Origin of the sequence: Pseudomonas sp. B14(2017), assembly GCF_002113255.1 — a bacterium.
Classification (GTDB): Bacteria; Pseudomonadota; Gammaproteobacteria; order Pseudomonadales; family Pseudomonadaceae; genus Aquipseudomonas; species Aquipseudomonas putida_Z.
Genome location: NZ_NEJY01000024.1, coordinates 12,824 through 25,315 on the forward strand (window position 1 = coordinate 12,824; position 12,492 = coordinate 25,315).

Below are 12,492 nucleotides of genomic sequence, written 5' to 3' on the forward strand. Positions count from 1 at the left end.
GCGCTAGCCACTTACCTCTACGGGGCCCTTGCGGGCCCTTTTTTTGGCCAGTCAGCAAAACGTGTGATGGCTTGATTGGGGCTGCTTTGCAGCCCTTCGCGGGCTTGCCCGCTCCCACAGGAACCGCGCATTTTCTAAGTCCCGCGCTAAACCTGTGGGAGCGGGCAAGCCCGCGAAGGGCCGCAAAGCGGCCCCAATTTGCTTGACTGACCGGCATTAGGGCGTGCCATGCGCCGCGTTCTATCAATCAGACTCTGGCCAGCACTGCCATGGCCTTCTCCAGCGCCATGCGCGCACGCTGTTCGCCGCTTATGCCCTGTTCCAGCAACTGCCGCGTGGGGATCTCCAGGCTCAACGGCACACTTGGCGGCAAGCCGCGCAGCAGGCCGACCAGATCGGCATCGCCCTCGCCCGGGAAGCGCCGCTCGTTGCGTGCCTGGCGCAGGATCTCGTCCATGTCGGCCGGCACCGGGCCGGCAACGTCGCACAGCTGGGCATAACGCATGCGCTGCGGCGCCAGTTGTGCCAGATCGTCCAGCGAAGAGCCGGAGCGGTTGAAGTGGAAGGCATCCACCAGCACACAGCCATTGGCGCGGTCAGCATTGGCCACCACCCGCATGGCCTGGCGCAGGTCACGCACATCAGTCCAAGGCATGAACTCCAGATGCGGATGAATGCCATACCCCGCCGCCAGGTCACACAACGCAGCAAAGCGCTCGGTCAGCCGCGCTTCATCCGGGTCGTTGCCAGCCACCAGCAGCTCCGTGCCGCCCAGCTCGGCGCCCACCGCCAGGATCGGCTCGAAATCGGCTACACAGGTTTCCGGCTTCAGCCTCAGGATCTCCAGGTCGACCACCTTGATGCCCGTGTCGCGCAGGCGCGCCTGGGTCTGCCGGCGCAGGTCGGCATCGGCCACCAGCGGGAAATGCTGTTCCTGCTCGGTGGCGGGCACCAGGCGCAGGCCAACGTGGCTGTAACCGGCGCGGGCTGCTGCCTCGACCATGTCCGGCGGGGACAGCTCGAGTACCGTCAGGGCCGCCAGGGAGAAAATTCGTTCAGTCATTATCGTCACCAGACAAGTCAATCAATGTGCTCGGGCGCACAGGCCCGGCCAGTTTCCGCGGCCTGGCGGATCGCCTCGATCAGCGCCAGGGTACGGCCACCGTCGGCGGCATCGATCAGCGGCGCCTGCTCACCCCGGGCAACCCGCACGAAGTGTTGCAACTGCAAGGTCAATGCCTCGCCTGCGGGGATGCTTTCCTCGCTCTGCAACAACGGCGTGTGCCAGCCCGACCCGACCTCGGCGTAGTGCCAGCGCTTGAGTTGCGGAATGCTCAGCGCCCCCTGGGTGCCGGCCAGCAGGTAGCACGGCTGGCCATCCTGGCGCGGGTAGACCGGGCTTTCGCCGGAGTCCAGTTCCCAGCTCCATGGCGCGGCCACCGCGTCGGAGCCAGTCAGGCTGCCCAATGCCCCATTGGCGAACTGCAGTAGCACCGCGGCGCTGTCTTCGTTGGCAAAACCGCGCACATCGTTGCGGGTGAATGCCTGCACCTGTACCACCTCGCCGCACAGGTGGCGCAGCAGGTCGAGGTCATGGATCAGGTTGGTCAGCAAGAAGCCAGCGCCCGGCTCGCGGCGCCAGGGGGTTTCGAAATAGCTGTCGGGCTTTTGCAATTGCCACAGTGCGGTGACGTTGATCAGCCGGCCCAGCTTGCCGTCGGCAATCACCTGGTGAGCCTTGGCGATCAGCGGGTTGTGCCGGCGGTGATGGCCGACCAGCACAGGCACATTGTGGCGGCGCGAGGCTTCCACCAGCGCGCGGACTTCATCCAGGTGCACGCCCACCGGTTTTTCGACCAGCACCGGTACACCGGCCTCGACGCAGTCCAGGGCGGTGGCGACATGCAGGTTGTTCGGGTTGGCGACGATCACTGCCTCGGGGCGCGCGTGCTCCAGCATCTGGCGGTGGTCGGCAAAACAGGGCACGCCGCATTCGGCAGCAAAGGCCTCGGCCTGCGGGCCCGGGTCGGCCACAGCGCACAGCTGGGCCTGCGGCACATTTAGCAAATGCTGGTAATGCTGGCGGCCCATGCTGCCGGCGCCGATCAAGGCAATACGAAGGGGTGCGTTCAACAGCCTGTCCTCTTGTCATTGTTGTAATGCAGATTCCGGAATCTGATTCCACAATCTACATTGAACAATTTAGAACCAGGTTCAGCTTTTCAGAAGAAGCCGCAGAACAGAGTGTGCGGTAATCGACCGGAAATGCACCTTCAGGCGAACAACTCACTGGCCCGGCTGGCCGCCGACAGTTCCTCTGCCGCCGCCAGCAACAGCGGTGCCAGTTCTGCCAGGCGGCTTTGCGCCAGGCGCGCACTGGGCCCGGCGATGCTGAGCACACCGATCACCTCGTCACTTTGCGGGCGGCGCACCACCGCAGCCAGGGCCGAGGTGCCAATGGCCGAGGTTTCCTCGACCCAGGCATAACCGCGCTCGCGAGCGCGGCGCAGGTAGCTGAGCAACTCGTCGGTGGAGCGCGGCGCATTCGGGCCGAACTGCGCCGGGTCGGCAATGCCCTGGCGCAATACCATCTGCAGCGCCTGCTCATCGTCCAGGCTGGCCAGCCAGGCATGCCCGGACGCGGTATAGAACAGCGGTGCGTCGCGGCCCATGTCCGGGTCGTAGCGCAGCCCGGAGCGGGCGCCCTGGGACTTGGCGATCCAGGTCTGGCGGGCACCGTCGATCACGCCAAGGCGCACCAGTTCGCCGCTGTCCTGGGCCAGGCGGTCAAGAATCGGCTGAATGATGTCGGCACCGCTGCTGGCCAGGTAACGGAAGCCCAGCGCCACCAGCTTGGCCGACAGCTGGTAGCGGCTGTTGTCCCGGTTCTGCCGCACATAGCCCAGCCGCACCAGCTCGGTGAGCATGCGATGGGTGGCGCTCTTGGGGATGTCCAGGCGCTCGGCCAGGGTTTGCAACGGCAGCCCTTGCGGCTCACCGGTAAGGCTTTCTACAAGACTGAAGGCGCGTTCGATCTGACTACCAGCCATGACACAGGTCCCTGAAATTTTTGCGAATTCTAGAAGATGATTCCATATCGCCGATAGCCGCCGCAGCCAGGGCGGCACGAACTGTCCGGTTATCGCCCATTACTTGCCCGGCAGGGCCGCCACACCCTTGCGGGCCGATTCGCTGCCAATAAGAATGTGGAACCTTGTTCCAATAACAATACAGGAGTCCCGCAATGCCTTCCGCTCCCTACGAAACCGAATGCGATGTACTGGTCATAGGTTCTGGTGCCGCCGGGCTGGCTGCGGCCGTGACGGCTGCGTGGCATGGGCAGAAGGTGATCGTGGTGGAAAAGGAGCCAGTGTTCGGCGGCGCCACCGCCTGGTCCGGCGGCTGGGCCTGGGTCCCGCGCAACCCGCTGGCACGCCGGGCCGGTATCGAGGAAGACATCGAGCAGCCGCGTACCTACCTGCGCAATGAACTGGGGGCGTATTACAACGCCGAACGCGTCGACGCCTTCCTCGAAGCCTGCCCGCACATGGTGGCGTTTTTCGAAAAGCACACGGCGCTGCAGTTTGCCGACGGCAACGGCATCCCCGACATGCATGGCGACACACCGGGCGCGGCCCAGGGCGGGCACCAGGTGATTGCCGCGCCCTATGACGCCCGCGAGGTGGGTGCGCTGCTGCCACGCCTGCGCAAGACCATGCGCGAAACCTCGTTCATGGGCATGCCGATAATGGCGGGTGCCGACCTTGCCGCGTTCCTCAACATGACCCGCTCGCCCAAGGCCTTGCTGCACGTGTGCAAACGCTTTGGCCGCCACCTGTACCACCTGGCCCGGTATGGCCGGGCGATGCACCTGGTCAACGGCGTGGCGCTGGTGGCCCGCCTGGCCAGGTCGGCGCAGGACCTGGGCGTGCGCCTGCAGGAGTCGGCACCGGCCAAACGCCTGCTGGTCGAGGATGGCCAGGTGCGGGGGGCGCTGGTGGCTACACCGCAGGGCGAGCAACTGATCCGTGCCAAGGCCGTGGTGCTCGCGGCGGGTGGTTTCCCCAACGACAACGCCCGCCGCCGGCAACTGTTCCCGCGCGATGCCAGCGGCCACGACAACCTGGCCCTGCCCCCAAAGGGTTGTTCGGGCGACGGCCTGCGCCTGGGCGAATCGGCCGGCGGTGTGGTCGCCACCGACCTGAAGTCGCCGGTCGCCTGGGCGCCGGTTTCGCGAGTGCCGCACCGCGACGGCAGTGTCGGCCACTTCCCGCACATCATCGAACGCGGCAAACCGGGCATCATCGGCGTGCTGGCCGACGGCAAGCGTTTCGTCAACGAAGCGCATGGCTATTACGACTATGTGTCAGCGATGGTCGCGGCGGTGCCGCAGGGCGAAGAGGTGTGTTCGTGGCTGATCTGTGACCACCGCTTCCTGCGCCGCTACGGCCTGGGCCACGCCCGCCCGGCGCCGCTACCGGTGTGGCCGCACGTACGCAGCGGCTATCTCAAGCGGGCTGCCACCCTCGAACAGTTGGCCCAGGCATGCGGCATCGACCCGGTAGGGCTGCGCGCCACGGTCAGCGATTTCAACAACCATGCCCGCAACGGCCAGGACCCAGCGTTCGGCCGTGGTTCCACACCGTTCAACCGCAAGCAGGGTGACCCGCAGCACAAGGGGCCAAACCCTTGCGTGGCGCCCATCGAGCATGGGCCGTTCTATGCGGTGAAGGTGCAGCCCGGCTGCTTTGGCACCTTTGCCGGGCTGCGCACCGACGGCAATGCCCGGGTGCTGGATGAGGCTGGGCAGCCGATTGCTGGCCTTTATGCGGCGGGTACCGACATGGCCAGCGTGTTTGGCGGCTGGTATCCGTCGGGTGGCATCAACCTAGGCCCGGCGCTGACCTTTGGCTATGTGGCCGGGCGGCATATTGCCGGGGCGCAGGAGTATGAATGAGGTGAGCGATCACTGATGGCCATGCCCTGTTCCTCATGGACGGCGCGATTCCTGTAGGAGCGGCCTTGTGTCGCGAAAGGGCCGCAAAGCGGCCCCGGCGTTTTTGCGGTGATGCACAGATCGTTGGGGGCGCTTCGCACCCCTTTCGCGACACAAGGCCGCTCCTACAGGAAACCGCCCCTGAAATCTCTCGACTGCTTGCACTGGCCCTTTCGCGGGCACGCCCGCTCCCACAGGTACTGTGCAACTCTTGAGTACGGTGAAGATCCTGTGGGAGCGGGCGTGCCCGCGAAGAGGCCAGAGCAGGCAACACATTACTTCTGCCCTGGTGCAAAGTGCTTCGCCCATTGGGCATCTGCACCTGGATCAAGGTGTCTTCGAAGGAATGGGGAAGGAAGGGGCTAAATCTGATTTTTCGTTCAGGCTGGACAACGCATCTGCCCCAGCCAGTACGCCACATCCACCTCGTCGATCTGCTCGGTGCGCAGGAACCGCTCGGCATACTGGCGGTACACCCCGCTGCTGAGGAACAGCTCCAGCAGCTGGCCGTCGATGTGCCCGCCGCGGGCCATGCCCACCAGGATCTTCACCGACTCGGACAAGGTCTTCGGCGCCTTGTAGGGCCGGTCGGCCGCGGTCAGCGCCTCGAAGATGTCGGCAATCGCCATCACCCGCTCGGCAATACCCAGGTCCTGCTCGCCCAGCCGGCGCGGGTAGCCGCTACCGTCCATTTTCTCGTGGTGGTTGCCGGCGATGTCCGGCACCCGCTTGAGCTGGCGGGGGAACGGCAAGGAACTGAGCATGATGATGGTCTGCACGATGTGTTCGTTGATCTTGAAGCGTTCCTCATCATTCAGCGTGCCGCGGCGGATCGCCAGGTTGTACAGCTCGCCATAATTGCTGGCGTAGGCCGGCAAGCGCATGTCGAAGCCCCAGCGGTTGCGCGGGTCGCCCTTGACCACCGGTGGCTTGCGGGGGCCCCAGGGCACGCAATGCTCAGGGCGGTCGGCCAGCAGTGGTTCGTAAACCGGTAGCGCAGCCGCAGGCACGTCGGCAAAGCGCTCCACCTCATCACGGGAGATGCCCAGGCGGTTGTCGAAATGGCGCTGCCAGCGGTGCTGGCCAATCTGCTGCAGGCGTTCGATGTCGGCGTCCTGCATGAACTCGCCGCCGATGTTGGCCTGGGCGACGAAGGCGAAGTCGTCCTGCAGCTGGGCCTGGCTGCGCGCCAGGGTGGCTTGCAGCGCCTGCTGGTCGCCACCGCTGGCCAGGCCTTGCCAATAGGCCAGCTCGGCATCCCGCCAGAGCACCTCGAAACGCATGCGTACCTCGTGGATACGGTTGTACAAGGTTTCCAGCTTGGTCGCCTTGTCCACCACATACTCGGGGCTGGTGACCTTGCCGCAGTCGTGCAGCCAGGCCGCCACGTGGAATTCGTAGCGTTCAGCCGCGGTCATGCTGAAGCTGGCGTACGGGCCGGTTTCGGCCGCCACCGCCTGGTCCAGCAGCATCTGCGCCAGTTGTGGCACCCGCTCGCAATGGCCGCCGGTATAGGGGCTCTTGGCATCGATGGCATCGGCCAGCAGCTTGATCATGGCATCCAGCAGGCGTTGCTGGGCTTCGACCAGCTGGCGCGTCTCGATGGCCACCGCCACCACCCCGGACAGTTCGGCAACAAAGCTGCGGAACGGCTGGCCTGTCTGCTCGTGTACAGGCCCATCGCCCAGTTGCAGGACCAGGATGCCCAGCAACGCCTGGCTACGGTCATTCAACACCAAAGCCATGCTGCCCTCATGCAGGCCGAGGGCCTGGGTCACCGCCGTGGCGAGGTGCTGCTGGGCAGCCTCATCCACGGCCAGCTCGCCAGGGTACTGCTCGCCACGGCAGGCGGCGGCCAGGCGCAGCAAGGCGTGCTCGGCATCGAACAGGTACACCACGCCGGCATTGACCCCGGCGGCTTCCACCAGATGGGTCAACACACCGTCGAGCATGCGCTCCAGGTCGCGCTCGCGGCTGAGCGTGAGGGTAATCGCCTGGAAGCTGCGGATGGTGCCGGACATGCGGCTGAGCACGCGGCTCAGCTCACGTACCTCGGACACCCGCGAGCGCACCCCGACTTCGCGGTTGAAATCAAACCCGGCCAGGCCCTGTACCTGTTCAGTCAGCAGCCGCAACGGACGGCCGATACGCCGGCCGAGCACACCACCGAGCACCAGCAGCACGGTTATCAGGGCGGCGGTCCAGAGCAACTGTTCGAGCAGTACCTTGCGCGCACCGGCCAGCAACTCATGGCCTGGCACGGCAATCAGCACCTGCAGGTCCTGCCCGGCCAGGTTGGTCAGTTGCACGCGCATGCCATACCAGGTCTGGCCGTCCACCTGATAAGGCTGCGGGCGGGTGCCTTGCGGCAGGTCGGCGTAAAGGTGCTCCAGGCTGGGGATGCCCAGTTCGCCGATGCGCGACAAGCGCACGGCCTGCCCTTCGTGCACGATTACCCGCTGCAGGTCCGGGTAGGCCACCACGCTGCCCTGGTCGTCGACCACGACGATCTCGGTGCCGGGGGTCATGCGCAGGCCCTGGGTCTCGCTGGCCAGGTCGTCGACCGAAACGTCCATGCCGATCACCGCCCCGCCGTCGACGCTGCGCTGGGCCATGGTCAGGCCGATCTCGCGGGTGGTGAAGAACACATAGGGGTGGGTCAGCACCGTGGTGGGTTGGGCGCTGGCTTCGACAAACCACGGGCGCGTGCGCGGGTCGTAGCGGTATTCGGGCTTGGCCTGGGCCTGCAGCAGGTTCAGCGCGTGGTCGTAGAAGCGCCATTCACCCTGCACCGCCCCGCCCTCACGGCTGACGCTCTGCACCAGGAACACGGTGCCCGGCGGCGCGGCGAAACGCTGCAGCAACTGCGGGTCGCGCAAGCGGCGCACCAGCAGGAACTCACCACTGGGGTAACCCATGTAGGCAGCACTGAGCATGCGGTTGGCGTCCAACGTCTCGACCAGTTGCGGCAAGCGTTCCAGGCGCTGCGCCGGGGTTTGCGCGGCCGGGTTGTGGGCGAGCAGGCGGATACTGCTGTGCACCGGGTCTATCAGGCGACGGGCGCGCTCGTCGATGGTCTTGCCTATTTGCTGGGCAGAATCACCTGCTGCGGCCACCAAGGTCTGGCGAATGCCGTGATAGCCCTGCCAGGCCAGGGCGGCGCCGAGCAGCAACATGCCCAGCACGATGGCGAGTGCTACCAGCCACTGCAGTGAAATGCCACGTCCGGCGTTGCCAGCAGCACGACCATTCGACACGCAGCCCATCTCAGGTACTCCATGTATGGCGGTTTGACGGGGCAGCCAGGACGATCATGCAGGCCGAAGCCATTCGCAGGCAGCGAGACGGGGGCGTGGTGGCACATAGCCCAGCCCCATCTTGGCAGCAGTGTAGAGCGGAGCCGAGCTTTCTGCCGGGTTGGCAAGGAAAATTAACGGAACGCCATGAATGATCCGGATACCGCGTCGCCTGCTTCGCGGGCTTGCCCGCTCCCACAGGGACCGCGCAGCACCGGAGCCAGTGCAGTACCTGTGGGAGCGGGCGAGCCCGCGAAACAGGCGACGCGGTGCAAGACCGGATGTATCAGGCGCGCAACTGGTACCAGGTGGTCTTGAGCTGCGAATACTTGTCGAACGAATGCAGCGACAGGTCGCGGCCAAACCCGGACTGCCTGCCGCCGCCGAACGGCACCGTCACGTCCAGCGCATCGACCGTGTTCACCGACACGGTGCCGGCCTTCAACGCCCGCGCCACGCGGTGCACCTGGTTGAAGTCATCGCTCCACACCGACGCCGCCAGCCCATAGATGCTGTCGTTGGCCAGGCGCACGGCCTGCTCTTCACTGTCGAAGGCACTGACCGCCAGCACCGGCCCGAATACCTCTTCCCGCGCCAGGCTCATACGGCCATCGACACCGGCAAAAATGGTCGGCTCGATGTAATTGTCCGAGCCGTCGATGGTCAGGCGCCGGCCACCACACACCAACCGCGCCCCGTCCTGCCCGGCGCGGGCGATGGCGGCTTCGATCCGGCCAGTCTGCCCGGCATCCACAATGGCGCCGGCACGGCTCGCCGGGTCCAGCGGGTTGCCAGGCAGCCACTGGCGGGCCTTGGCCTGCAGGCGCTCGATGAACTCGTCATGGATGGAGCGCTGCACGTACAGCCGCGAGTTGGCCGAGCACACCTCGCCCTGGTTGAAGAAGATACCGAATGCCGCCTTTTCCGCAGCCAGGTCCAGGTCCTGGCAGTTTTCGAACACCAGGTTGGGGCTCTTGCCGCCGCACTCCAGCCATACCTGCTTGAGGTTGGACTGTGCCGAGTACTGCATGAAGTACTTGCCCACCTGGGTGGAGCCGGTAAACACCAGGCAATCCACATCCGGGTGCAGGCCCAGCGCCTGCCCGGCCTGCTCGCCCAGGCCCGGCACCACGTTCAGCACGCCTTCCGGCACACCGGCCTGCAGCGCCAGCTGGGCCAGGCGCAGGGCCGAGAACGGTGATTGCTCGGCGGGCTTGAGCACCACGCTGTTACCGGCAGCCAACGCCGGGGCGAGCTTCCAGGCGGCCATGTCGAGCGGGAAGTTCCACGGCACCACGGCGGCGACCACGCCGAGGGCTTCGCGGGTGATGGTGGCCAGCGCGTTGGGCGCGGTGGGTGCCACCTGGTCGTACAGCTTGTCCAGCGCCTCGCCGTACCAGGCGAACACCTGCGCCGAGCCCGGCACATCGATGTTGTAGGCGTCCATGACCGGCTTGCCCATGTTCAGCGAGTCGAGCAGGGCCAGTTCTTCGCGATGGGCCATGATCAGCTCGGCCAGGCGCAGCAGCACTTTCTTGCGCTCGCCCGGGGCCATGCGCGGCCATGGGCCTTGTTCGAAAGCCCTGCGGGCGCTGGCGACGGCCAGGTCGACCTCGGCCTGGCCGCAGGCGGTGACCTGGGCCAGCACCTTATTGGTGGCGGGGTTGATGGCGGCGAAGGTGGCGCCGTCCTGTGCGTTGACGGGCTTGCCGTCGATCAGTGCATTGGCCGGGAGGTAGAGGTCCGAGGCACGTTGTTGCCAGAATTCGAGGGTGTACATTTGTACTCCTGGTAGCTGTTGGAGCAATTTTCCTAGGGGCTACGCGGTTCCTGTGGGAGCGGGCGTGCCCGCGAATCAGGCGACACGGTGGATGGCACCGGCTTCGCCGGTGTTCGCGGGCTTGCCCGCTCCCACAGGGATCAGCGGTCTAGAGCTTGCCGACCAGGCGCGCCGTGCGGTCCACGGCAATGCGGGTCTTCTCCACCAGCTCATCCAGCTCGCTGTGGTTGGCGATCAGCGCCGGCGCCATGATCATTCGGCCCAGGGTGGAGCGAATGATCACCCCTTCCTCGAAACCGAAGGTGCGGCACTGCCAGGCGAGGTCATTCTCGTTGGCGAAGCGCTTGCGCGTCGGCTTGTGCTCGGCGAACTGCAGCGCCGCCACCAACCCGGCGCCCTGCACCTGGCCGATCAACGGGTGGTCGGCAAACACCTCGCGCAGGATGCGCTGCAGGTACGGCCCGGTGTCGTCCTTCACCTGGCGCACGATGCCTTCGTCACGCAGCGCCTTCAGGTTGGCGATGGCCACCGCCGCCGCCACCGGGTGGCCGGAATAGGTCAGGCCGTGGGCGAACACCCCGCCCCGCTCCACCAGCGCCTCGGCAATGCGCTTGCTCAGCACCAGGCCGCCCATGGGCACGTAGCCGCTGGTCAGGCCCTTGGCGATCGACAGGGTGTCGGGCTCGAAGCCGAAGTACTCGTGGGCGAACCATTCGCCAGTGCGGCCAAAGCCGCCGATCACTTCATCGGCGCACAGCAGCACGTCGTACTGGCGGCAGATGCGCTGGATCTCGGGCCAGTAGCTTTCCGGCGGGAAGATCATGCCGCCCGCGCCCTGGAACGGCTCGGCGATAAAGCCGGCGACGTTCTCGGCACCCAGTTCGAGGATCTTCTCCTCCAGCTGCAGGGCGCAGCGGCGACCGAACTCGGCCGGGGTCAGCTCGCCGCCCTCGGCGTACCAGTACGGTTCGTCGATGTGCGCCACATCCGGGATCAACCCGCCCATTTCGTGCATGAACTTCATGCCACCCAGCGCCGTGGCGGCCAGGGTCGAGCCGTGGTAACCGTTCCAGCGGCCGATCATGATCTTCTTGTTCGGCTGGCCAACCACCTGCCAGTAGCGGCGCACGGTACGGATCAGCACCTCGTTGGCCTCGGAGCCGGAGTTGGTGTAGATCGCGTGGCTGTAGTGCCCCGGCAACAGGCTGAACAGCAGCTCGGACAGTTCGATCACCGCCGGGTGGGTGGTGTGGAAGAACATGTTGTAGTAGGCCAGCTGGTCCATCTGCGTGGCTGCGGCGGCGGTCAGGTCGCGGCGGCCGTAGCCGAGCTGGGTGCACCACAGGCCGGACATGCCGTCCAGGTAGCGCTTGCCCTCGCTGTCCCACAGGTGCAGGCGTTCGCCACCGACGATCACTCGCGGCCCTTCGGCGTTCAGCGCCTTCTGGTCGAGGAAGGCATGGATGTGGTGCGCGGCATCGGCTGCCTGGTAGTCACGGGTCTGGCGTTGCGGGGCGAAAGGCGCATTCATTGTTGGTTTTCCTTTGCGGTGGGGTTGCAGGGTGGCTTGCGCTCAGCGCAGCTTGCCCATGTAGCTTTCCAGCGGGTCCTTGCCCAGCACGCCCTGGGCATTGGCCAGCGCGTCGATGAACAGGGAGAACAGCTCGGACTGGGTACCGATGTCGAGCTTGGCGTAGACGTTCTTGCGGTGTGACTTGATGGTGTCCTCCGACACCCCCAGGCGCTCGGCCAGCGACTTGGTCGAGTGGCCACGCAGGATCAGCTGGGCGATACGGCACTCACGCTCGGTCAGCAGCGAGCTGCCGAAGTTGTTCAACGCCGCGTGGATGCGCTGCTCGAGGATGTTCTCGAAGCGCCCGGTGCGGCTGTCCAGCCCGGCGAAGTGCTTGCCGAGCACCGCCAGTACCCAGGGCGTGATACGCGCGAACAGCGCACGGGTTTGCCCATCGAGCTTGTCGGTGAACGCCAGCGATACCGCCAGGCTCTGCCCGGGCGCGACCTGCAGGATGTAGTTGAGCTCATCCTCCAGGTGCGAGTGCCGGTAGAACGACTGGTAGTACTCGCTGACCTCGAAGTGGTCGGGCGCCACTTCGAACAGGCCGTAGCAACCGGACTCGACCTGCTCCACACAGGCCCCGTAGAACGGGTCGAGCAGATAGAAGCCGGACAGGTAGCGGCTGACATTGCCCTCGGGCTGCCAGGGCGCCTTGTCGTCCTGCTCGAACAGCGCGCAGGGCATGCCGTCGTGCGGGTACAGGTACACCGTGGTCGCCTGGATCGGCCGAATCACGCCAAGCGCAGCAAACAGGGTGGCGGCAAAGCCGGGGCGGCCGATCGCCTCGGTGACCTTGGCCAGGTGCTCGAACCACTGTTGCGAAAGCAATTGATCAGTCACTGTG

8 protein-coding genes are annotated in these 12,492 nt (G+C 65.9%); 1 reads left to right on the top strand and 7 read right to left on the bottom strand.

Translation table 11 applies throughout. The features are described from left to right. Positions 1–247: 247 nt before the first annotated feature. The 3 genes from CAG34_RS23175 to CAG34_RS23185 all read right to left on the bottom strand — a co-directional run bounded on the left by CAG34_RS23175 (position 248) and on the right by CAG34_RS23185 (position 3,050). A complete protein-coding gene (locus tag CAG34_RS23175; protein WP_085592630.1) occupies positions 248–1,063 on the bottom strand; it encodes a sugar phosphate isomerase/epimerase in 816 nt (271 codons plus the stop codon). A 17-nt stretch (positions 1,064–1,080) separates the two neighbouring features. After that, positions 1,081–2,133: a Gfo/Idh/MocA family protein gene (locus CAG34_RS23180; protein ID WP_085592632.1), complete on the bottom strand. Its 1,053-nt coding sequence runs from the start codon at positions 2,131–2,133 to the stop codon at positions 1,081–1,083. Positions 2,134–2,273: 140 nt separating this feature from the next. Then, entirely contained in the window at positions 2,274–3,050 is a 777-nt protein-coding gene (locus CAG34_RS23185; protein WP_023662480.1) for an IclR family transcriptional regulator, read from the bottom strand. A 194-nt stretch (positions 3,051–3,244) separates the two neighbouring features. Between CAG34_RS23185 and CAG34_RS23190 the strand changes: the two genes are divergently transcribed. Next, a complete protein-coding gene (locus tag CAG34_RS23190; RefSeq protein ID WP_085592634.1) occupies positions 3,245–4,957 on the top strand; it encodes an FAD-dependent oxidoreductase in 1,713 nt (570 codons plus the stop codon). 419 nt (positions 4,958–5,376) lie between these two features. Here CAG34_RS23190 and CAG34_RS23200 read toward each other — a convergent pair whose 3' ends face one another. The 4 genes from CAG34_RS23200 to CAG34_RS23215 form a co-directional block, all read right to left on the bottom strand. Next, positions 5,377–8,262, bottom strand: a complete 2,886-nt coding sequence (locus CAG34_RS23200) for an HD domain-containing phosphohydrolase (protein WP_085592638.1) — start codon at positions 8,260–8,262, stop codon at positions 5,377–5,379. 316 nt (positions 8,263–8,578) lie between these two features. Then, positions 8,579–10,072, bottom strand: coding sequence for an aldehyde dehydrogenase (locus CAG34_RS23205; protein WP_075044860.1), 1,494 nt, complete (start codon positions 10,070–10,072; stop codon positions 8,579–8,581). Positions 10,073–10,220: 148 nt separating this feature from the next. Continuing rightward, positions 10,221–11,603 (bottom strand): aspartate aminotransferase family protein, encoded by a 1,383-nt coding sequence (locus CAG34_RS23210; RefSeq protein WP_025338659.1) that lies wholly within the window; start codon positions 11,601–11,603, stop codon positions 10,221–10,223. A gap of 42 nt (positions 11,604–11,645) precedes the next feature. Next, positions 11,646–12,488 carry a helix-turn-helix transcriptional regulator gene (locus tag CAG34_RS23215; RefSeq protein ID WP_075044859.1) on the bottom strand — a complete coding sequence of 281 codons (843 nt, stop codon included), beginning with the start codon at positions 12,486–12,488 and terminating at the stop codon, positions 11,646–11,648. Positions 12,489–12,492: the final 4 nt, after the last annotated feature.

What these genes read in the sequence shown, in the direction of transcription:
- CAG34_RS23210 (WP_025338659.1), bottom strand. Translation starts at nt 11,603, where the DNA reads ATGAATGCGCCTTTCGCCCCGCAACGCCAGACCCGTGACTACCAGGCA.
- CAG34_RS23185 (WP_023662480.1), bottom strand. Translation starts at nt 3,050, where the DNA reads ATGGCTGGTAGTCAGATCGAACGCGCCTTCAGTCTTGTAGAAAGCCTT.
- CAG34_RS23205 (WP_075044860.1), bottom strand. Translation starts at nt 10,072, where the DNA reads ATGTACACCCTCGAATTCTGGCAACAACGTGCCTCGGACCTCTACCTC.
- CAG34_RS23175 (WP_085592630.1), bottom strand. Translation starts at nt 1,063, where the DNA reads ATGACTGAACGAATTTTCTCCCTGGCGGCCCTGACGGTACTCGAGCTG.
- CAG34_RS23190 (WP_085592634.1), top strand. Translation starts at nt 3,245, where the DNA reads ATGCCTTCCGCTCCCTACGAAACCGAATGCGATGTACTGGTCATAGGT.
- CAG34_RS23200 (WP_085592638.1), bottom strand. Translation starts at nt 8,262, where the DNA reads ATGGGCTGCGTGTCGAATGGTCGTGCTGCTGGCAACGCCGGACGTGGC.